Below are 22419 nucleotides of genomic sequence, written 5' to 3'. Positions count from 1 at the left end.
AATCGCGCCACCTTCAATTAAATCTGCCAGGGCACCGTTAACAGTCACATTGGGGGTTACCACAGAGCTTTCATTCCCTAGGGTATTATCTGGGGTGATTTGCCCTAATGCCGTAGTTGCAGCCACTAGAGAATACAGCAAAACGCTAGTTGCTGGCACCAGTCGGGAAATCGGAGGTTTCATTTTAATCAATCAGCTATCGAGTTTTCTGATTATTTCAGTAGGGTGGGCAAAGTTATGATTTCGTGAGTACTTAAAACAATCAAACTATTTTTGCCCACCCTACAAGCTGATTATTCCAGGAAATATATTGCAGTTGGATTAATTTACAAATTCTTTACAAAGACTTTACTGAAAATTCACAATAACAGGGAGCAGGGAGCAGGGAATCGGGAATCGGGAATCGGGAATGGGGAATGGGGAATGGGGAATCGGGAATCGGGAATCGGGAATCGGGAATCGGGAATCGGGAATCGGGAATCGGGAATCGGGAATCGGGAATCGGGAATCGGGAATCGGGAATCGGGAATCGGAAAAAAATTCTGTGTACCTCATAATCTAAAAACCGCTGTAAACGTTTTTTAGATTATGAAAAATTAGCTTTAATTAGCTTTTTTAAAAGTTATAATATACAGTATTATTTAAATTTTATTGCCTGTATTAATGCAGTGCATTCCTATTAAATTTTCCCTGTTCCCGACTCCCGACTCCCGACTCCCGACTCCCTACTCCCGACTCCGTCACCCAAATTAAAACTGCTATAAATGAAGACATAAATTCACACCATAAATTCAAACAATGATTCGAGCCTACGCAGCCCACGAACCTGGTGGAGAACTGAAGCCTTCTGAATACGACCCAGGGGTTTTGGGGGAAGAGGAAGTAGAAATCAATGTGGAATACTGTGGTATTTGCCACAGGGACGTGAGTATGTTGGATAACGAGTGGGGACTAACTCAGTATCCCTTTGTACCAGGTCACGAGGTCGTTGGTACCGTGGCCGCATTGGGAGAGAACGTGACCACGCTCCAAGTTGGACAAAGAGTGGGACTAGGCGATCGCTTAATCTCTTAGCACCATAATCCCTTAACTTTCACAATTGTGTGTCTTTTCTTAACAAACTCAGCAATTTAAGGATTAATTCCATAACTAACCTTAACAAATCATCATTATAATCCCGCACCACTAATCGGTTATAATGAAATTGGGATGAACAAATACATCCTGATGATTTAACTTCTAGGGAGGCCAAAAATGAAATTCAATATTTTGGCAACGCTAACTTTAGTCGCTTCTCTGTTCTTCACCGGTTCAGCCGTAGCTGAAAACCCAGACCAGGTGCAACAGTTGCTTTCAACTGGTGAATGTCCAGGGTGTAATTTAAAAGGAGCGGATCTATCGGGTGCACATCTACTTGGGGCTGATTTGAGGAATGCTAACCTGCAAGGAGCAATCTTAATTGAAGCCAACCTAGAAGGTGCTGACCTGACTGGTGCCAACTTAAACGGGGCTAACTTAACCCAAGCCTTTGTCACCAACGCTAGTTTAAACTGTGCTAATCTCAACCAAGTGAATTTGACAGCGGCCAAGCTTTACGACACCGATGTGTCTGGAGCTGTCATGAACAAAGTTACCTTAACTAATGCCGAGATATTTGAAACTGGCATTGGCATTGGTGGTAGTGCCGAGGAATTCAATTTCAATGTCGAGTGTAGAGTAGATTCTTGACTGTCAAGGTAGGGTGGGCAAAAACATTTTGGTTGAAATCAGTATTAATGATTAGACAACTTTGCCCACCCTACTGTCAAGGTGGTAGGGTGGGCAAAAACATTTTGGTTCAAATCAGTATTAATGATTAGACAACTTTGCCCACCCTACTGTCAAGTTGGTAGGTGGTAGGGTGGGCAAAAACATTTTGGTTGAAATCAGTATTAATGATTAGACAACTTTGCCCACCCTACTGTCAAGGTAGGGTGGGCAAAAACATTTTGGTTGAAATCAGTATTAATGATTAGACAACTTTGGCCACCCTACTGTCAAGTTGGTAGGTGGTAGGGTGGGCAAAAACATTTTGGTTCAAATCAGTATTAATGATTAGACAACTTTGGCCACCCTACTGTCAAGGTAGGGTGGGCAAAAACATTTTGGTTCAAATCAGTATTAATGATTAGACAACTTTGGCCACCCTACTGTCAAGGTGGTAGGGTGGGCAAAAACATTTTGGTTCAAATCAGTATTAATGATTAGACAACTTTGGCCACCCTACTGTCAAGTTGGTAGGTGGTAGGGTGGGCAAAAACATTTTGGTTCAAATCAGTATTAATGATTAGACAACTTTGGCCACCCTACTGTCAAGGTAGGGTGGGCAAAAACATTTTGGTTCAAATCAGTATTAATGATTAGACAACTTTGGCCACCCTACTGTCAAGGTGGTAGGTGGTAGGGTGGGCAAAAGCATTTTGGTTCAAATCAGTATTAATAATTAGACAACTTTGGCCACCCTACTGTCAAGGTGGTAGGGTGGGCAAAAGCATTTTGGTTCAAATCAGTATTAATGATTAGACAACTTTGGCCACCCTACTGTCAAGGTGGTAGGTGGTAGGGTGGGCAAAAGCATTTTGGTTCAAATCAGTATTAATGATTAGACAACTTTGGCCACCCTACTGTCAAGGTAGGGTGGGCAAAAACATTTTGGTTCAAATCAGTATTAATGATTAGACAACTTTGGCCACCCTACTGTCAAGGTAGGGTGGGCAAAAACATTTTGGTTCAAATCAGTATTAATGATTAGACAACTTTGGCCACCCTACTGTCAAGGTAGGGTGGCCAAAAGCATTTTGGTTGAAATCAGTATTAATGATTAGACAACTTTGCCCACCCTACTAACTCTATTGGTATCTGTGCAGCTCAACCATTAGTTGTTATGATTGGGAACTAACCCAAAAAATCCCAAGGGAGGGAAAGTTGACCGAATTTCTAGATTTTCTTAAGCACAAATATGCTTATGTTGCCATTGGTGAATTCAAGCCAGGCAAATTTCAAGAAGCTCAGGATCTTTACGAGAAAGCTGTATCTACCTATATCCAAGGGTTCAAAGGCGCTTACCTACTGCAAGAACCGGGAACCGATAGAGGCATTGCTGTGATCTTTTGGGAAAGCATAGCAGACATGGAAGATCATCAAAGTGAAGCCTATGAGGCAATCTTAAACCAAATGTCTCACTTGTTTACCAAAGCTCCCACCACATCGTTCTACGAAGTTTGCAGTGAAATCCAGCCTCCCAATTAGCTGGAGAATTGAGAATTGAGAATTGAGAATGAAGAATTTAGAATGAAGAATTTAGAATGAAGAATTTAGAATTTAGATCGCATTAGCCGTAGGGTGCGTTAGGGGCGGAAAGCCTCTGATTTTTTGCCTCGTTGCCAGGGTTGACATAGCCAGCCCCGTAACGCACCACCTGTCCAGTGCGATCGCATTCAACAAAATATATACAAATAATATCTCAAGAGCGGATGGGGGGAATCGAACCCCCATCATCAGCTTGGAAGGCTGAGGTTTTACCACTAAACTACATCCGCACTGTTTCCAGCACTTCTAGCATCATAACATAAGAAAATCAAAGTGCCACATTTTTTAGCTTCCGGCAAAAGAAGCCCCACAACGAACATGCGCAGCATGAGTGTGGGATGAATTTTGCACAGAGTCTTTCACTTTAGACCAATCGATGTGTTATACTGGAAATACTGACTTTCAAAGCCGAAAATGCTGGGAAGTTGGTCAAACATTATTAAACAAAAGACCAAGAAAACAGAGCGGCAGGGCAGTCCGTTCTTAAAGCCCAGCGCCTCCTAAGCAATAGCTGGATTGGCTGGGAAGCCCACACTGAACTCAAAGAGTCAGTGTGGGAGCTGTCACATCAAAAATCTGAACTCTTGCCTCTTGCCTTCCCCTCCTGGGAGGGGTTAGGGGTGGGTTCCTCTTGCCTGTTCCCGACAACTGCCACGAAGTCTACTAATGACTAATGGTCAGTTGGAAGCGATAAGCTTGCACAACTGCCTGACCTGCCATGTAAGTGGGGGCAAACAGCCAATCGCGAATCACTTGCTGTGCCAGTTGCTGAGCCTGCTCAATACTAATATTGCCTTGCCGCACTTGAATATAGTCCGGTAGCAGTTCCGGTTTACCATTTGCATAAATTAACACCACCACCTTCAACACTAACTCTTCCGATAAATCAATACCTGTCAAATTCAGCTCCTGAGCGGAAAATTCCGTTTGGTTAGCTGGTAGCGGTAGAGCCAATTGGTCTGGAATATCGTGATTCGGATTAGTCAGACCAAAGTTACTCATCTTAGCCAGAAAGCTATCTTTTGATGCCGACTCTTCCGGGATGCTGGAAGCCGGTGGCTGAATCGGTGGTGGCAGAGGTAAGGGTGAAGGTAGGGGGGTTTGGATTACTGGAATAGGCTTAACAGGAGTGATCGGAGTTGTTGGTTCAGGTGCGGGTACAGGTATAGTTAATTGATAATCTGTTGGCAGTGTTAGGTCTTTAACTGGTAAGCTTTCCTCTGTTGGTGTTGGATCTAAGTCAGGCTCAGTGCTATCAATGGTAGAGTTAGAGAGAGTTTGGTGATTAAGATTCCCCTCTGACCTAGGACTGGTGAGAGCTAAATCAGTGCTTTGATGGATTAGAGCTGTTGATCGGTCTTCTGGTGATGTCTCTTGCTCAGCTATGTCTTCCGGAATGATATCAATCAGATCTATGGCAATCAAATCCTGACTGGGTTGCGAACTCTCGAAGCGCCCCATCAAGAGCATATACAGTATCCACAAGAAGCATAGATGAATGACAATAGATGCCAAAACCATTGCCAACCATAGCATTGGCCGGTGGCAGTGAGGTGGTTCAGGTAAATTAGGGGGATTATTTGGGGGCAAATGTTTTGGCGTTGCTGATTATGCGTATGGTTTTGCCCCCCTAGCCCCCCAATTCTGCGGTGCGACCCGTGGCGAATTTAATTCGCCGACGGAAAGCGCACCGGTGGGGGAACAAAACTATGAAGCGATGCAGCGCGGTCTTGGGGAGGCAGCGCGGTCTTGGGGGTTCCCCCCACTCGCTATTGCCGTGGTTTCCCCCACTCGCTATTGCATCAAGACAAGTCCCCCAGAATTGGGGGACCCACGGGGGCTTTAAGACAACCAAATTATCGCACATTCATTCCTTAATTCAGCAACGCCAATGTTTTAGGGTCATTCCTAGCTAGAGCGTTGATTGAGAAATGCAATATAAGCATCAGCTATCAGCTATCAGCTATCAGCTTTGGGCCTGTGGCCACGCTAAACCGAACAGTTTATGCCCATAGCGCACGCTACTGTTCGCGCAGCGTGCGCGTAGCGCAATCGGTGCTTTTAGCTGAGGGCTGAGGGCTGAGGGCTGACGGCTGACGGCTGAATGCAAGATAAGATCAAGCTCCCATCCCAGAATAATGCTTTAACCCCTTACGCCATAACCAGCGGTTGACTAGGAAAAATACCAAACTCCAACCTAGAATTATCAAGATTCCCCCCACCACATTCACTGGTAAACCAATAAATAGTGCTGCTGGGAAGTGCATCAAATAAGGGAAGGGTGTCCACTGGGCAATTTGCCGTACCAAAGGAGGAAAGACTTCCAACGGAGCAATTAACCCAGAAAGAAATAAGTAGAGCAAAAATGATAATTCTTCAATAGCACTAGCTCGTTCTGTCCAAAAGGCGAACATGGCAAAGGTATACTGCATCAAAAAGCGTAGGGCAAAGCTCATTGCTACCACCAGGCAACCGAGTAACAAATTGCCAAGATTCGGTAGCCAAGCTGCTTGGGGATACAGCATAAAAAACAAACCGATTAGCCCTAGGTTAAACGGCATACGGATAAATCGTTCTGCTAAGTGAGCGGCTACGTGATGCCACACTGGATCAATTGGCTGTAGTAATCGTGGGGAAAGTTTCCCTTGCAACACTTGTTCTTGAAATTCAAAAATAACCCATACCAAGTTGAACTGGCGGATAAAAAACACTGAGATAAAGTAACGGGCAAATTCTGTAGAATTCAGACCAAATTCTGCTTCTTGGGATGCCTTGATCCAAATCCCCATTAGAATCAGAGGTAACAGATTCGACAGTACCCAAAAAAATATTTCTGCCCGATATTCCATCATATGGGCGTAATAAACACTCAGGAAGGTTTTAACGATTCTTAGGACGCGCTTCATTTATTTTAAGTAGGGAGTAGGGAATCGGGAATCGGGAATCGGGAATCGGGAACTTCCAATCAAAAAAATCTAAATTTTACAGTCTAAATTATTAATTATTAAGGCTGCATTATTAAGGCTACATTATTAATTTTTAATTCTTAATTCTGCCTTCTAAATTCTTAATTTTTAATTCTTAATTTTTAATTCTTAATTCTGCATTATGACCGACAACCTTTAACCAGCTAACCTTTGCAGCAAAGTTCACTCTACTACTCCTGCCTGGAAAACACGACCAATAACTTCTTCAATGGGAGGGTCAGTTACGCTTAAATCTATCACCTCCAGCTCAGCGAGAATCCGAGCCACAGTCTCGGTAAGCACTTCCCGACGCACTAGGAAACGCACGTGGTGACCATCTATTTCTTTGAGTTCACCATAGCGCTGTAAAGACATTTCCTGGCCATTCTTTACCTCAGGTAAGGGCTGGGCAAGTTCTACCGTGATCTCACGATAGGGAGCAAAGCGGTCAAGTAATCCGTCTAGAGAGCCATCATAAATCAGCCGACCTTCATGGATTAGTAGCACCCGTTGGCAAAGAGCAGTGATATCGGCCATGTAGTGACTGGTTAAGAGTATTGTTGCTCCTGTGCGTTGGTTGTACTCCCGCAAGAAATCCCGCACGGCCAGTTGAGCATTGACATCTAATCCTAAGGTAGGTTCATCTAAAAATAGAACTTGGGGTTGGTGTAGCAGTGCTGCTAGTAGTTCCGCTTTCATGCGCTCTCCTAGGGAGAGTTTTCTTACTGGCTGAGTGAGTTTCCCTTCTAGGGAGAGCATCTCAGTAAGTTCCCCAACTCGATACTTATAGTCAGTATCAGAAATACCATAGACAGCGGCATTGATTCTCAAGGAATCTAGGGCTGGTAAGTCCCAAAGCAACTGTTGCTTCTGCCCCATAACTAGGGTAATTTTTTTCAAAAAGCCTGGTTGACGTCGTTTGGGAATGTAATCCACAACTCTGACTCGACCCTTAGACGGATGAATCAGTCCAGTGAGCATCTTGAGAGTAGTGGTTTTGCCAGCACCATTAGGCCCTAAGAATCCGACCACTTCTCCAAAGCCAATTTCAAAGGAAACGTCTTGGACAGCTTTGACTGAACGGTAGGTACGGCGGAAGAAATGGTTTAAGGTACCTTTTAGTCCTGGTTGTTTGATTGCTACTGGGTAGATTTTGCTGAGGTTTTCGACAATAACAATAGACATGAAGGACACAGGGAGTAGGGAGTAGGGAGTAGGGAGTAGGGAGTAGGGAGTAGGGAGTAGGGTTAAGGTTGTCGAATTTTTCTTGTTACATCATCTGCTAAGCAGATGATGTAAACCTGCATGGTCTTTTTTGATTGGAGAATAAAACTGAGGCTCTCTTGCCTCTTGCCTCTTGCCTGTTGCCTTTGAGAGTATCTTCACAACCCAGACACAAAAGCTATATCTTATCAAAGATACCCAGCTTGAGATGATGTCGGGGATGATTGGCTTCAGCTTCTGCCATGGCAGCTTCCCCTTGGCTAATCGCTTCTGGGCCTACCGACTCATCTCCAGCTAATTCTTGAGCTAATTCTTGCAAACGCGATCGCAAGCAGAACATTGCCGCACTCAGATGCCGTGAATTATTTTCCTGCCATTCACCCATGCTTGACCTATGCTCACCTTCACCAGAATACATTCCACACTATCCACACCAGCTTCCACAGTCAAGACCAGTAAGCTATCAGCGGTCAGCGGTCAGCGGTCAGCGGTCAGCCTAATGCAGACGTAACTCATATTAAAAAAATGGTTACCTGTTTGATTCAAAAGCACCTCAAGTAGCACCATCTGTAGCGCATTAGCTGAATCCTGATAACTGATAACTGAAAGCTGAAAGCTGAAAGCTGAAAGCTGAAAGCTGATACCTGATAGCTGATACGCGACGCGCTGATAGCTTACCAGTCAAGACCAAAAAAAATAGCCGTGGAAAATACTTCCACGACTACAAACGTAAACCAATTCAAGGCAATGACTACAAACGTAAAGCAATTTAAGGCGATGTAGCATCTACTGATTAATTCTAGTTTACGAGGAATTTAGGCTAAACCCCTCTGTGGCTCTGACCCCTCATAACAAGGCATAGTACAAAACCAATAAACTAGTCTTAACTGTCGCACCTGGGGGGAAGACCCCCCAGCTACGTTATAAGTTTAATCTAGAATCAGATTGCGCTGCAAAATACAAATGTATTCCCCAGGATTGTAGGTCCGTTGGAGTGGACTCCACTCGCTGACTGTGGCATAGCCCAGAGTCTGCAAATTCCTGATTGTGATATAAATCGCCCGCTTAGAACCAGTCAAGGTATGTTTAATTGGTTCTTGGTAGGGATAAAACCCATGAGAAGCTGGGAGAATTATTTCACTAGATTGATTCGGAAAAGGTGAAACAATGAAATTGGTGTACATCGCCTTAAAATTAGGACGTTAGTGTTCATTAATTATTTAAACATAAAAATAAACTTTGTGCAAATTCTTACATATATTTTAATATAATTGTAAGCATTCAGCCTTCAGCATTTAGCATTTAGCATTCAGCATTCAGCATTCAGCATTCAGCATTCAGCATTCAGCATTCAGCATTCAGCATTCAGCATTCAGCATTCAATAGGCCAACGGCTGACGGCTGACGGCACCTCAAGTAGCGTGGCCAAAGGCCAACGGCTGACGGCTGAATGCTTACATATAATTTAATCATTAATTTTGTTAAATGCTAATTTGAGGTAACATAGAATCGGGAATCGGGAATCGGGAATCGGGAATCGGGAATCGGGATTTTCGGTAAGGGAAAAAACGGTAATTATTTTTGATAAATAAGTCTACAGTTATAGCTCCGCTTGACAGAGTTATTTGACAGAGTTAGGATAAGTAAGGATAGCAAAAGTGCTGAGATTAGGGTCAGCAAATAATTAAAATTAGATAATTTTGGATAGTTATATCTAGTATTTATTGATTACCGTTTTTTTTACATAACCCAAAATCCCTCTATAGTTGATTAACTCTTGCCTCTTGCCTCTTGCCTCTTGCCTTTCCCTACTCCCTACTCCCTACTCCCTTTCCTTAATATGAACATTACCATTAAAATCCCAGAGCTAAGCATAGAAGGAATGTAAGTATTCAGCCGTGAGCTTTTAGCTCACGCTATGCGAACAGCTGTCAGCTGTCAGCCTTCAGCTTAAAATAAACCTCTTTTGTAAACTTCTTTTGGTATAATTTAAGGTAAGCATATGCGCTACGCGTACGCTACTTGAGGTGCCGTCAGCTGTCAGCCGTCAGCTTAAGATCAACCTCAAACGGGAGAATTTAATAGTTCGAGATTTTGTAAGCATATGCGCGTAGCCGATAAGCTGAAAGCTGACAGCTGAAAGCTGATAGCTGACGGCTGAATGCTTACGAAGGAATTGACCTGAATCGACTAGAACGGGTACGCTTACAAGCAGCGGTGGAAGCAGAATTATCCCGTTTGCTTAAGGTGAAGGGACTACCTCTAAATTGGCAAGATAGTACCAAAATTCCCACTGTACCAGTGAATTTAAACTTAACTAAAACCCACAATCCTACAGATATGGGTAAGGAAATTGCTCAGGCTATTTATAGAGGTATGGCGCAATGACAAATCTAGGAGTAAGTCGGACAAATCAGCTAAAACCGAGGAAGATATTACCTCTTTTCTCGACCACTTTCTGGCAGTTGTCCGACAATACAGTATCATCATTGCCTTGAAAAAAACCTAGTCTAAACCCTGCTATAAACTAGTTTTGGCGGACAGTTACACCGAGACTAGTGTTCAGTGTAAGACCCATTACACCCTTCGCGACTGATGGGTCTTACCCCAATGAATTTTATAAATTTTTATTAAGAAAATTCCGATTATTACACTTAAGAGACTAGTTTACTCTTTAATAAAATAAGATATGAAAATCCTAAGCATCCAGCCGTTAATCCCTCAACCTAAAAAACTGAGTGATAGCTGACTGCTGAAAGCTTACGGCTTACTAAAATTATTGACTAAGTAAAAAAAGATGGTAGCCCAATCAAGTTCTACATCCAAGGTCAATGTCAAAAACTTTAGCCGCTCAACACTGGGAGAGTTTGATGCCCCAGTAATTGAGGGGAGTTGGCCAGAAAATTTATCCGGTTATGTTTTTATTGTTGCTCCTTATCACCGAGAGAAAGAGCGTCATCTATTTGCCGGTGAAGGGGTAATTATTAAATGGGATCTCAAGAGTGATAATGGCAAAATCAAGGTTTACAGTAAAAGACTAAAAACCTGGGATAGTGTTTGGCATAAGATCCTCCCCATATACAATTTATCAAAAGGATTTTTTCCCGCAGTCATCAGTCCGTTAGGGGTGTCAGAAATTGCTAACACAGCCATTGTCAATATGAACGGCAGGCTGATATTGACGGCGGATGCAGGACGTTATTGGGAAGTCGATCCAGTCACCCTTGATACTATAACCCCAATCGGGTATTTTGACGAACATGTGGTTTCTGTTCCCCTATCATTCTTCCCAATGGTAGCCAATACAGCCCACCCATTAGTTGACCCTAAAACCAAACAACTGATTACTTGTGAGTTAAAATCTAAACCCAATCCAGGGGATTTATTCACTGATATGATCAGTGCTGTTTATATTACAACCTGGGATGGGGAAGGAACCTTAAAACACTGGGAATTAGAAGGAACAGTTCTGGAGGGGAGTCCTCATTCAGCGATAGTAACTGAAAAATGTATTATGATTCCAGATATGCCATTCCAAATGGGATTGGCAATGCTATTAGGAGTCAAGATTCCGCCTCTGAAAGCTTATCCAAAAACACAGATTTATATCGTTGATCGTGATGAACTCAAACCAGACCAGGAAACTGTTCCATCCCGTTTAGTCACGTTTGATGGGGATAGCTATCACTTCTTATGTAACTATCATCATATCGATGGCAATATCCATTTAGTTGGGATCCAGCAAGCAACAATTAGCCTCACTGAAGCCTTGCGACCGGATGATGTGAAACACTTTAGTGGTGAGAAGTATGATAAAGACTATTATGGTATCCCTTGGATGTTTGGTTTCGATCCTGGCGTTTTGCGCAAAGTGGTGATCCAAGATACTCAAGTGATTAGTGAAGAAACCTTTGTCCATCCAGGATGGTTTACCACAACCCTCTTCACTGCTGATCCACGAGAATTCTTGGCGGAAAAGGGATACTCTGCTCTCTATCAAGTTTATGCTGGATATTACCAACAGTTTATCTGTCGTCGTCAATATCTTAGTTTTCGGGATAGTAAAAACAGAGTTCTAAGGGATGATCAACTTCCTCAACAGGACTTACCTTCAGTTCTCGCTAAAATTCCTCTAGACACGAATTGGCAAGAACTGACTGAGCAGATCAAACAAGAACAGGAACAAAACCCTGACACCCATGTGTGTGATTTAGGCAAGGGATTGCTTGATTTTTATGTGTATCCTGTAGGAAGTATTTTAAATAGTATTCAATTCATTCCCCAAAACCAAGGGTATCTTTTAACTACTGTGTTGACCCCAGATAGCTTGGAGGCTTGGCTATTTACTGCTGATAATATCAGCAATGGACCAATTGCTAAAATTCGTCTCCCAGACAAGGTAACTTTTGGCTTCAGCTTACATTCAGACTATTTTGAGGAGGTGACTCCTGCTCCACGTACCTACAAAGTGAATAGACTAGAATCCGATTTACGGAGTATAATGGTAGTTCCTTGGGAATTTTTATTCAACCAACGCAAGGATATTTTTAAGAGAAAGTAATATAGTAAAGGGAATAGGGAGTAGGGAGTCGGCAGTCGGGAGGTAAGCTATCAGCGCGTCGCGTATCAGCTATCAGCTTATGGGTTAAGTCCCAGCGTCGAAGCCTGTGCCACGCTACTTTAAATGCTTTTGAATAAAACAGGTAAGCTTTGGCCTATGGCCACGCTACGCGAAACTTTAATCTGAGTTACGGAAGGCTGATGGCTGAATGCTGAATGCTTACATATCCTGCTCCCTATTCCCTACTCCCTACTCCCTACTCCCTGCTCCCTTGCTATATTGACTTTGACCATTGACAATTAACAATTAACAATTAACAATTGATGAGTTAGCTCAATAATAAGTATTCAAACAGACTTGAGAACAGCAGTTTATTAACCACAAGGATTTCATGGCTACATCTCCCCTTTCCCCTCGTTGGTTGAGAGGAGCAATAGTCGCTCTAGACCCTGCTAACCCCCTAGCTAGTGTGATTCTTTTCCAGTACAATCCCGAGACGATGACGCGATCGCTTACGCCCCGGACAGCAGGAGCGGATTTGTCTGCACAGGGTAAATCTGACCTAGACACTACTGAAGCGAAACGAATCAGTGGTCCTCCGAAAGAGAGCATTAGTCTAAAAATGGCCCTTAGAAAAGCAGGGACTGATTGAGATCACTCCTGGAGAGGATCGGCGGACACGATTGGTGGCACTAACGGCAAAAGGCCAGGAAAACCTGACCCAAGCTATTCCCCTCTGGGAACAAGCTCAAACAGAGGTGATTGAGAAGCTGGGTGTCGGTCCGTGGCACAATCTATTGGAGCGCTTGACTGAAACGGTTTCCATCGCATAATTGGCAACAGACTCCTGATCACAAGCCCCTCTTTTTTATTTATTTAAATAAGTGTATATACATTTAAGCGTCAGCATTCAGCTGTCAGCTTTCAGCTCTCAGCCTAATGCTTCAAATAAATCTCATTTGGGAGAATTTAATAGTTCGATATTTTACAGAATTGAAAGTCTGGGGAAAAGCCCTTGGCCTATGGCCATGCTACTGTTGGCGCAGCACCTCAAGTAGCGCAATCGGTGCTTTTGAATAAAATAAGCCGTTCGCGAACGGCTGACGGCTGACGGCTGACGGCTGAATGCTTACCAAAAACCTACCTTTATGAGGTTCCCTCTTGCCCCTCTTTTTATCATTAATTAATAGAGGCATATTCCCGATTGGGTAATTGACAAATGGTTTCCAAAGTCTTATTTGTATTAGTATAGCATAATCTGATCATTGGTAACACATTCACTAAAATAATTATCACAAACGTTGAATAAATATAAAAAAAGATTAATTAATTTTTTATAAATTTTAAATTTTATTAATTATAGTAAAAATCTTAAGAAAGTATAAATTCCACCATTTAATATTAAGTATATTTATATACTAAAAAATTTAAGTAAAATCACTGAGATTTCACCCTAAGGATCAGCTACTAATAATCCCCCTTACTTGGTGCAGCTACCGGGGCACTTTTCCTAGGCATAATAAAGATTTTACCCTGCTTTCGGTAGGTTTGATTTGTCTAGTGTCAGGCAGATATCCGTGGGAAAATCCCTAGCCCTATTTCCTAAATATATGTATTTTTTATTACTTTATTAGTACGGCGGAATAATTTCTACCGTTTGTTAAAACTAAATATGTATTCTTGGAGTTGATAAAAAGAGTTGATAAAAACCTCAAAAGACTCCAAGCAACCACTCAATAACTCAGTTTGTACAGGAGAATGAACAGGAAATTGATCAAAAATTGGAAAACCTTAGAAACCGCTGTTTGTCAGTGCTACTAGGGCAATTATTCCGGAAGCGAAGGGCCTGTGATCAGTTAGTTTGACAGAAGAGGTATTGTAGAGGTATTGTAAAGTATCGGGAGCAAGCCGAGATACCGTGGAGGGATTTGCCGGAGAGATTTGGAGATTTCCGTTAAGAGCTATTTGGAATTTTATTCATAACTACAATAAATGTTTGTCGGGTAGATTATGCCATCACTACATGTTTATCAATACCCTGACTATATAAGTCGGTTATATAGAAGCGATCTAGGATTTTTGATCTGCTACATTAATTCATATAATGCTATCAAAGCTTGAATTGTTTTTTAGCAACATTTTCAGAGTAATCAGAATTATGTATGTCCCAGAAGAATTAAAAGACCGTGATTACACCATCATTATTGATAAAAGTGGCAGTATGACCATTAAGGACGAGAAAAGGGGGACAAAAACTAGATGGGAGGTTATGGAAGAAACTACAGAGGCTTATGCTAGATATTGTGAAGAAATCGACCCCGATGGGATTACTGTTTATGTATTTTCGAGTAGATTTAAGCGATACGATAATGTTACGACAAATAAGGTAGAACAAATCTTTAAAGAAACATATCCTATGGGTGGAACATACCTTGATGAGGTTTTGCGGGATGCTCTCGAGAATTATTTCCAACGTAAAGCAAACGGTAGTGCTAAACCAAATGGGGAAATTTTCTTAGTATTTACAGATGGAGCACCTGATGATAAGCCTCCAGTAATTGATGTACTTGTGAACGCAACTCGTCGAATCGATAAGGATTCGGAAATTGGTATTTCTTTTATTCAAGTTGGTTCAGATCCCCAAGCAGCACAATTTCTACAAGAATTGGACAAATCTTTAGAAGAAAAGGGAGCAATAACTGGTATTTGTGACACTCTAACTTTAGGAGATTTAGAAGAAATACCTCCACCAGAAGTACTCTTGAGAGCTATTAATATAGGATAAGAAGCGAAAAAAATCTGTTTTTTTTATGAACAATATTATTTGAAAAAAATGTGATCAGTTTCCTTTAGATACGCTTACGTAAATTTAAACAAAGTCATAATTAGTGGTCTCATCTTAAATTATCATGTCAAAGGTTGAACAACTGCGTGATTTTAATAAGTTCGCTGAATCTATACTTAATAAACTTGAGGAATATGACTCGGTTATTCAGAATCAATCCCTTCAGCAGGATAGGATTTTAACTGAAATTAGCAACCAAGTTGAAATTGTCCGAAAGCAAGCCGAAGAAGTAGTTAAATCTTCTTCTTCACCAGTTAAAATTGCTGTTATGGGAGAATTCAAAGCTACAAAAACTACGGTCTTAGGTAGTTTACTTGGTTATGCAGGAATGTTACCAGACAGTCGAGTGGCAGCTACTGGGAATGTGACTCATCTCAATATCGTTCAGGTAAAAGGCTCGCAACCAACTGAATTTAAGTTTAGCGTTAAATATTTTAATCAGAACGAAATTGATCAATGTCTTGACTTTATAGTTGAGGAGTTGGTTGTACAGGCTGAAGCACAATTACCTAGTACGCAAATCGCTAGTTTAAAAAAATTTACTTCCAAAGATCCTGATGTTTGGCAAAACATTATCAAATGGTACGATGAAGTAAAAAATTATGACAAAACTCCTGGATTAGAAAACGCAATTCAAGAACTAGTAGTGTTTGTTGAATCTTATCTACGTTATGGAAATAATTTATGCGGTCAATCCTTGCCTATTGATAATTCTACTCATGCTTACGCAGGTCTTCAGCTACCTAATGACCCCCGTTCGATCTTAGATATTAAGAAGTTTGAACAGTTTCCTCCAGAAGACGAGGAGCAGTTTCCTAAGTTTTTGCAAGCCACCTTTCCTCTAATCGGACGAATAAATGTTGAAGTCAAAGTGTCAGATAAAATTTGGGATCTTTCATCTCTTCAAGAAGCAAACAAGTTAGTTTTACTAGACTTGCCTGGATTAGGGGCTGATAAATCTGAGCTTCGAGATCGATTTGTAAATGTCCATGAAATGGAAAATGTACAGACGATTTTACTATTGACCTATGGTCCTCGTCCAGGAAGTACAACAAACAATGAAATCATCGATCTGCTCCGAAAGCAAAGAAAAAACCAAAATCTCGATGATTTTATCCTTGTAGGTGTGGGGCGATTTGATGATTTGCCTGGGGCAGAAGTTGGTATTGACAAGCTTCTTAGTAACACAGAGCAACTAACAGAGCAGAAAATTTTCGATGAAATACCAGCTTTGCGTAAGGTTATTGAAAATTCCCGTAAATTGACGAAAGGGAATGATGAGCAAAGAATCGTTTTTATGTCAGCATTTGCTGCTCTTGAGTATTTGATAAAAAACCTAGACAGCACCATTAAAATTGCGACACCAACTGTACTAGAAAACCTCAATATATTTCAGAAGCATTTTCCTGATCTAAACGAAAAATGGCAGCAGTTAAGCGAAAGGTTAAAAAAATCTGAACCTGATAGTATTTTAGTAACTTGGCTAGATGCTTTCACAAAAGATGGTGGTCTTTCTAGACTACGGTATCTGCTTGAAAATCACGTGGCAACTCATGGTCTTGAACAATTATATAAAGATGTCAACGTTAAAGTACAAACTTTGGTTAAGGAACAACAAAATTTAGCACAGAAAGTTAATAATCCTTCACTGGCTAAATTGCTGGCTTCTGAGAATCCCAAATTACGAATCCTGCGCCAAGCACTCCGAGAATTAGCAGATAGTTATAAAGCCTTAAAAACCCATTTAGAAAAAAATCCATTGGAATTGGGAGTAGGAATAGATGAAACAAGAAGCACAATTTCCCTTCGACAAGAGGTTGAAGAAAAAGTAAATTCTGAAATCTCTCGCTGGAGTGAATGGAGAACCCTATTTCTCAAAATTAAAAACGGAATCGTCAATTTACCACAAGTTGACAGTGAGGATGAAAATCCATTTTCGTTGGAAATAATACCTCAAGAAGGAACAGGAAAATCTTTTACTAAAAGCGATGAATTGTATCCTTCTTTTCAGGAGACTTGTGATCAACTCGAAAAGTTTATTCAGGAGCGTGTTGACCAGTCTATCAAAGACTGGTTAGATGAATTATCAAATAAACTAATTTCCTTAAAGGACAATCAGAGGACAATCAATGTCAAAGAAATACGGTCTGAAATTGAAAATTGTGTTGTGAAAAAAGAAGAAATAGAAAAAAATATAAAAAACTTACTTTTTATAGCATCTCCGAGCGAATGGGAATCAATGCTGCTACAAATAGTGAAAAGAAATAGTTCTATAACTATAGACCCGGATACTTTATTTCCTTTACCCCGTGAAGACAAAAATAGCCATGAACCTGCTTTGATATTCGGGTGGTCTCCAGACCATAAACAAGCTACTAGAAGCATACCACTCTACGAAAACCATCTAACTTTTATACTGGGACTTCGAGATACAATTATTTGTAGCGTTAGTGATAGCTTTATTCAAATTTTAAGCAAAGTAAATCAAACAGTTAATGAGAAAATACAAACAGTTTTTTTAGACAATGCTATTTTAACTTTGCAAGATAAGTTATTAGGAAATAGAACGTTGCTAAAACAAATGGTAGGTGAAGAGCCAACTGAAAAAACCACACCAGATTGGTTATTAATCCTACAGGAGCTAGTAAATATTCCTCTTTAAACTTTGCCAAAGATGTTGATATGCCTGTTGGAATTAAGATTGTAAATAAATTTCTGTTGAACCAAATCAAAACAGTAAACAATACTAAGTGGTTAAAGCTTCCTGTAATAGACCTGATTCATGAGCACGACGATCCAGCTAATCTTATAAGGATTGATCATATCAACTGTACTATAACAGGAAATCCTCTAGAACTTAGAGATAAAATTCAACAGGCTTACAATAATTCTTTTAAGAATTATCCAATACCATTTTATCTGGATTCGCTATTACGATTTTCTCCATACTGCAAACTCGATAGATCTCTGCCCATTTCTGCCAATTATTTTTTAGGATTTAATATAGATTATATCGAGCAAAATAGCAACGTAAGTGAATCGCACACAAAGTCTCAAACCTGTAATTTATTTTACAAAAAAACAAGTAAGGGGGAAAAAATGCTCTCACATGGTGGATGGATTGCTATCGATTTTGGTACTTCAAATTCTACTGTTACTTTTTACGATCCTAGAGAAGCAATAGAACCAAACGAATTATCCTTGGAACAAAAAGACCTATTATTTAAACTTTTTAACGAATGGTTAGGCTCATCTGACTCAAAATTACCAGGAGTTGGTGATGATGAATGGCAGGAATATATCGAACAAGTTGAAAATAATTTGGGAAAATCTTGGCCAGAAATTATCGACAATAAAAATAGCTCGATCTTGTTAGAGGGAATTCGCCAACTAGAAATTTCCTTAGGTACTAGACTAGATGATCCAATCTACCCGGTAGTTAGTAAAAAACTTAACGAAATTTACCGTCAATTATTTCAGTTACCACCCTTACAAAAGGAACGTATCGTTCTGGCAAAAATAGATAAAAATCTACCCCAAGATACACAAATTACTAGCGAACTGGAACTGGTTGGTGTAAATGGATTCTTGGAAGTGGAAATGGGGGAAATAGCTAGAAATAATCGATTGGCAGCGATGTCCAAAGAGACTACTGATGAAAACCAGGAAGATGAAAACCAGGAAACATTTTGGCGAAAAATAGAAAGTAAGTTTCATCATTCTCCGAAGCGTTACCTTAATAAAACCAGAAAAAAAGGAGAAGAAGATAAAATCAAGATATATTGGGAAGGAGAAGATAAAAATATTGAATATAGTGAGCTAATTCAAGCAGCGATGAAATGTCTGATTGAATTAACAGAAAATTTTAAAGATAAACCGGAAAATAAAAAACGTTATGATAGCGGTAAATTTTACAGAGTAATAGTTACTTATCCGACGGTATCTAAGCCAGAAAATCGTCGTAAACTGGAAGACTTAGTAAGTCAAATTCTTGAGCAAAAATTTACAGATACAGATGTCAAAGTAGACGTAAAAAAAGATTTTGATGAAGCAATCGCTGCTGCTATTTTCTATGTATGGCGAGAATTTGGTGGAAACCAAACTATCGGTATAGAAGCTTTTAAAACTCGCTGTCGTCGTAGCGGTCAAAAATGGGCTCAAAACCTAATGGTATTGGACATTGGTGGTGGAACGACAGACTTGGCTTTAATTCGTTTACTTCTAAGAGATGATAGTCCATTTGACCCAGGAGAAGATCGAGGAGCTGGTGGACGTTACTATGTTCTGACTCCAGAGTTGATGGGGTCTTCTGGACACTTATTTTTAGGGGGTGAGTTAATTACTCTACGACTCTTTCGCGTGCTTAAAGTAGCGATTGTTGACAATTTGTTAACGGCATTTACAGAAGGAAAATTAAAGGATGATAAGTTAGACGAGCTGATCAGAGGATTAGAGCCAAGATTTTTGCAACAAGATAATCACAACAAATACCGCACTCGCTCCCTATTAGAGTGCATTGACAAAGAAAACCCAGAAAACGATCCATTTTCTTCAACAGTTTTAAACTATGCAGAAGAAATATTACCAACTCGATGGAAAGAGGATCGAAAAAAACTACAAGCTTTTTACACCCTTTGGCGATGGGCTGATGATGCTAAAGTTGAATTAAGCAAAAGTAGCGTTGAATATGATGAATATGAAATTCCGCCGAATCAATTAGAACAATTTCTTCGCGTTCAACAAGCTATTGAGCTTGGTGAATATAATCCTGGCATCAAGCTATCTAAACAACAACTTGAAACAGCTGCTTCAAAAGTGGTTGGAGAAGCAATCAATATTGCTAAAGAATTGCTAGAAAGCCGATTGCCTAAAGACAGTTTAACTGGTAAAAAAGAACCTTTGGATTGGTTAATTTTATCGGGACAGACTTGCCATCTAGATTTAGTCAGGCGTAAAATTAATGAAATATTTAGCAATACCAAGAACGATTTCGAGTGGAACCCAGCCAGGATTACTTTTGTACCTGACTATGCCAAATTAGCTACGTCAATCGGGGCTTGTTATGGCATGAGCCGACAGCAGTTCACTTATTCTCCGAAAGACGCGAAAGATAAGCTAAAAGAAGGTAAAAGCGAACTCTATATCGAAGTTAATAATTTACTTTACACATTGCCTTGTGCTTTCTTGAGGCAAGTTGTAGAATCTTTAGAACCAGTTTTTCAAGCACGACAGCCATTGTATCAATTTAATCCTAATGAGGAAGCTAAAGCTCGAAGTGAATGGTTCGGTGTTTTACCAACTACGAACATTTATCGTCGAGACTTTGAAAGTCAAAGAGAAATTTTATGGGCTAAATTTAACTTTGAAGAGATTGCCAAACAAATCGGAATATATTCCCAGAATAATAATCAATGGCATCAGGGATTCCAAGCTCAGTTTGAAGTTAACCAAACCCTAGAAATTGAAATGGTAGTTTGTCGGGGCAAACCTCATTATTTAGTAGGGGATCAGGTGGATGACAATAACTCTACCTTAACAAATATTAACCAAACAATATCGGAAGAGCTAAAAACACGAACAGAAGAGTTGGAGAAAGCAAATATACAAGAAGAAGTTCCTCAAGCTATGATTATCGATAGTGTACTTCAGTGGGATATTGCTATTGGGATCAATGAAGAATCTCCACACCTAGTTTTCAAGGCTGGGGAAAAACTTGATGATATTTTTCACAATGAAGACGAAGGAGAACAAACAACTAAAGAAACTAAAGGAGCTATCAGCAAAGATGAGAACCAGAAGCCTCGACCTCTCCCACCATTCCCCAGAAGTGGCAGACACACCTTCTATGCTTACTATCCCAGCTTAGAGAGCCCAAAACTGAAGGAAATATATCTTGGTACATTAGGATTTGAGGAAAATCAGATTAAGGATAACTGCAGATACTACATTACAATTGATGACCAAAGTAATCTGCGTATTCATGAAGGGGAAGTTCCTTATTGGATATCGGATCAACCAGAAGTTTTAAAAGAAAAAGATGGATGTGTACTTAGAGTTAAGCGTAGTCCCATAGAAGAAGAGAATAACGATGAGCAAAACCCCTTTAGTGGAGTACACTGATGGTGATGGATTGAGTCAACTGCTCAAACAGTTGTTAGTAAGAGACTCGGAGCTAGGGCGATATCTACGGCATACTCTCAAGGGACTGTATGCCTCTTTGGAATCAGCCCGTGCAGAAGCTATTTCATTAGACAATTCAGAAGAAGCTACCCTTTGTGGTCAGCTATCCGAACTACTAGATCAGCTTTTAAAAGAGAATACTTCTAACGAGGCTCTCTCTAACAAAGATACTTCCAAGAATACAAATTCGGAAAATTTAACTGATTTTAAAAATCCAGGATTAATTCTCCAAGATTTCTGTAATGACTTCTTCACAGATAAGAAACTTTACCCTTATATTGGTGATTCAAAACCTCGAAGCACTAATGACTCAGACTTATGGGACGAAATTCAAAAGCTTTTACTGCGTGTTCCAGGGTCTATGGCTCAAAAGTTGCAAAATAAAGCTCTACAGTCAGCTAAAAAAATCAAGGCAAAGGAAGATGATACGAACAACAACGAACTTCCTTTTTCAGAAAATAAACTTCTCTATCCTGGTTTAACAGGAACAGTTAAGGCTCAAGGGTTGTGTTTATCAACTGAAGCTTCCTTAGACTCAGAGATTAACGATAAAAATCTAGATGGGGATCTGAAATTTCTTGCCCAGATCGTATCTATCTGCATATATTTTATTCAAAATGACCCCTCCCTACATCATTGCCTGAAAAGTATTAAATTTTTTGGTATAACCCGTTTTAATTCCCAGCATAGAGAGGATTATATCAAAACCTTGATACTTTTTTTCAAAAAAGTCAAAGACCATGAACAAGATCCGATTAAATCCTTAAAGGCAAGGCTGGACTTAGACGAGGCGATTAACTCATTAGTATATCAGCCTTTAGCTGACCCAAATTCCTGGTGGTGTAATTTGCAGAAAGATGCAAGAAAAACCCTTGACAAAGCAGTGGAAAGAGTTAATAGTATGGAGGGTGATCAAGCAGGATGTCAATGGCTTTTAGGTGTTCGAGATGATATTATTAAATATACAGAGAACAAAGATGACGTAATCGATAAATTACAGGTTAGAGGTACTCCTGGTAAAGTCTTAGCTTGCTTGCGTGTTTACGCTTGGATTAATCAAGAAAAAATGCCTGGTCGAGTAATCTTTTACCCAAAATAGCTTATCCTTTGTTTGACCAAGGCAAGGTACTCCTTGAAGTGTGGAATTCCATAACTCCTGAAAAAAACTGACCTAACCGAAAAATCCGCCCATCCCAACTCATTCTTGACCTGCTTAAATCCCAGAAGTGTTGAACGTTTTAAACGTTCAGCACTTCTGATTACACCCATGGAGCAGTCTTGATTGATCTTTACAT

At 40.3% G+C, this 22419-nt stretch carries 17 protein-coding genes, 1 tRNA gene and 2 pseudogenes; 11 read left to right on the top strand and 9 right to left on the bottom strand.

The window, feature by feature from the left end; genetic code table 11:
* Positions 1 to 183, bottom strand: a pseudogene (locus LYNGBM3L_RS45285) (hypothetical protein); the annotation flags it as partial.
* 165 nt (positions 184 to 348) lie between these two features.
* Entirely contained in the window at positions 349 to 555 is a 207-nt protein-coding gene (locus tag LYNGBM3L_RS44630) for a hypothetical protein (protein ID WP_154659967.1), read from the bottom strand.
* Positions 556 to 798: 243 nt separating this feature from the next.
* Here LYNGBM3L_RS44630 and LYNGBM3L_RS30060 point away from each other — a divergent pair.
* The 3 genes and pseudogenes from LYNGBM3L_RS30060 to LYNGBM3L_RS30050 form a co-directional block, all read left to right on the top strand.
* Positions 799 to 1056, top strand: a pseudogene (locus LYNGBM3L_RS30060) (alcohol dehydrogenase catalytic domain-containing protein); the annotation flags it as partial.
* Between the two features lie 198 nt (positions 1057 to 1254).
* The gene (locus LYNGBM3L_RS30055) at positions 1255 to 1728 is read left to right on the top strand and encodes a pentapeptide repeat-containing protein (protein ID WP_008190303.1); all 474 of its coding nucleotides are present in this window, start codon (positions 1255 to 1257) and stop codon (positions 1726 to 1728) included.
* A gap of 1236 nt (positions 1729 to 2964) precedes the next feature.
* A complete protein-coding gene (locus tag LYNGBM3L_RS30050) occupies positions 2965 to 3288 on the top strand; it encodes an antibiotic biosynthesis monooxygenase (RefSeq protein ID WP_008190297.1) in 324 nt (107 codons plus the stop codon).
* A gap of 219 nt (positions 3289 to 3507) precedes the next feature.
* Here LYNGBM3L_RS30050 and LYNGBM3L_RS30045 read toward each other — a convergent pair.
* From LYNGBM3L_RS30045 to LYNGBM3L_RS30020, 6 genes are all read right to left on the bottom strand, one after another.
* A tRNA-Gly gene (locus LYNGBM3L_RS30045) sits at positions 3508 to 3578 on the bottom strand.
* A 433-nt stretch (positions 3579 to 4011) separates the two neighbouring features.
* Positions 4012 to 4869: a hypothetical protein gene (locus LYNGBM3L_RS30040; RefSeq protein WP_131826881.1), complete on the bottom strand. Its 858-nt coding sequence runs from the start codon at positions 4867 to 4869 to the stop codon at positions 4012 to 4014.
* Positions 4870 to 5465: 596 nt separating this feature from the next.
* Positions 5466 to 6254: an ABC transporter permease gene (locus LYNGBM3L_RS30035; RefSeq protein WP_044495341.1), complete on the bottom strand. Its 789-nt coding sequence runs from the start codon at positions 6252 to 6254 to the stop codon at positions 5466 to 5468.
* A 243-nt stretch (positions 6255 to 6497) separates the two neighbouring features.
* Positions 6498 to 7499 (bottom strand): ABC transporter ATP-binding protein, encoded by a 1002-nt coding sequence (locus tag LYNGBM3L_RS30030; protein WP_008190292.1) that lies wholly within the window; start codon positions 7497 to 7499, stop codon positions 6498 to 6500.
* A gap of 217 nt (positions 7500 to 7716) precedes the next feature.
* Positions 7717 to 7923, bottom strand: coding sequence for a hypothetical protein (locus tag LYNGBM3L_RS30025; protein WP_008190289.1), 207 nt, complete (start codon positions 7921 to 7923; stop codon positions 7717 to 7719).
* 544 nt (positions 7924 to 8467) lie between these two features.
* Entirely contained in the window at positions 8468 to 8722 is a 255-nt protein-coding gene (locus tag LYNGBM3L_RS30020) for a hypothetical protein (protein WP_008190286.1), read from the bottom strand.
* Between the two features lie 1033 nt (positions 8723 to 9755).
* Here LYNGBM3L_RS30020 and LYNGBM3L_RS48035 point away from each other — a divergent pair.
* The 4 genes from LYNGBM3L_RS48035 to LYNGBM3L_RS44625 all read left to right on the top strand — a co-directional run bounded on the left by LYNGBM3L_RS48035 (position 9756) and on the right by LYNGBM3L_RS44625 (position 12932).
* On the top strand, positions 9756 to 9926 hold the full coding sequence (locus tag LYNGBM3L_RS48035) for a hypothetical protein (protein ID WP_008190285.1): 171 nt from the start codon (positions 9756 to 9758) through the stop codon (positions 9924 to 9926).
* 409 nt (positions 9927 to 10335) lie between these two features.
* A complete protein-coding gene (locus LYNGBM3L_RS30010) occupies positions 10336 to 12099 on the top strand; it encodes a carotenoid oxygenase family protein (RefSeq protein ID WP_008190283.1) in 1764 nt (587 codons plus the stop codon).
* Positions 12100 to 12490: 391 nt separating this feature from the next.
* On the top strand, positions 12491 to 12751 hold the full coding sequence (locus tag LYNGBM3L_RS30005) for a hypothetical protein (RefSeq protein ID WP_008190281.1): 261 nt from the start codon (positions 12491 to 12493) through the stop codon (positions 12749 to 12751).
* 34 nt (positions 12752 to 12785) lie between these two features.
* A complete protein-coding gene (locus LYNGBM3L_RS44625) occupies positions 12786 to 12932 on the top strand; it encodes a hypothetical protein (protein ID WP_008190279.1) in 147 nt (48 codons plus the stop codon).
* Between the two features lie 198 nt (positions 12933 to 13130).
* Here the strand turns inward: LYNGBM3L_RS44625 and LYNGBM3L_RS44620 are convergent, their stop codons facing one another.
* Positions 13131 to 13295, bottom strand: a complete 165-nt coding sequence (locus LYNGBM3L_RS44620) for a hypothetical protein (RefSeq protein ID WP_008190277.1) — start codon at positions 13293 to 13295, stop codon at positions 13131 to 13133.
* Between the two features lie 962 nt (positions 13296 to 14257).
* On the opposite strand from LYNGBM3L_RS44620, the gene LYNGBM3L_RS29995 reads away from it, so the two are divergent.
* The 4 genes from LYNGBM3L_RS29995 to LYNGBM3L_RS29980 all read left to right on the top strand — a co-directional run bounded on the left by LYNGBM3L_RS29995 (position 14258) and on the right by LYNGBM3L_RS29980 (position 22223).
* The gene (locus tag LYNGBM3L_RS29995; RefSeq protein ID WP_008190275.1) at positions 14258 to 14884 is read left to right on the top strand and encodes a VWA domain-containing protein; all 627 of its coding nucleotides are present in this window, start codon (positions 14258 to 14260) and stop codon (positions 14882 to 14884) included.
* Positions 14885 to 15008: 124 nt separating this feature from the next.
* Positions 15009 to 17606, top strand: a complete 2598-nt coding sequence (locus LYNGBM3L_RS29990) for a P-loop NTPase family protein (RefSeq protein ID WP_008190273.1) — start codon at positions 15009 to 15011, stop codon at positions 17604 to 17606.
* Positions 17564 to 21064 (top strand): acetate and sugar kinases/Hsc70/actin family protein, encoded by a 3501-nt coding sequence (locus tag LYNGBM3L_RS29985; protein ID WP_008190271.1) that lies wholly within the window; start codon positions 17564 to 17566, stop codon positions 21062 to 21064. The genes LYNGBM3L_RS29990 and LYNGBM3L_RS29985 overlap by 43 nt, the downstream gene beginning before the upstream one ends.
* Complete coding sequence (locus LYNGBM3L_RS29980) at positions 21033 to 22223, top strand: hypothetical protein (protein ID WP_008190269.1); 1191 nt, start codon at positions 21033 to 21035, stop codon at positions 22221 to 22223. Before LYNGBM3L_RS29985 ends, LYNGBM3L_RS29980 begins: the two co-directional genes overlap by 32 nt.
* Positions 22224 to 22419 lie beyond the last annotated feature (196 nt).

Origin of the sequence: Moorena producens 3L, from assembly GCF_000211815.1 — a bacterium.
In the GTDB taxonomy this organism is placed as follows: domain Bacteria; phylum Cyanobacteriota; class Cyanobacteriia; order Cyanobacteriales; family Coleofasciculaceae; genus Moorena; species Moorena producens.
This window is presented reverse-complemented; position numbering and strand designations above follow the sequence as displayed.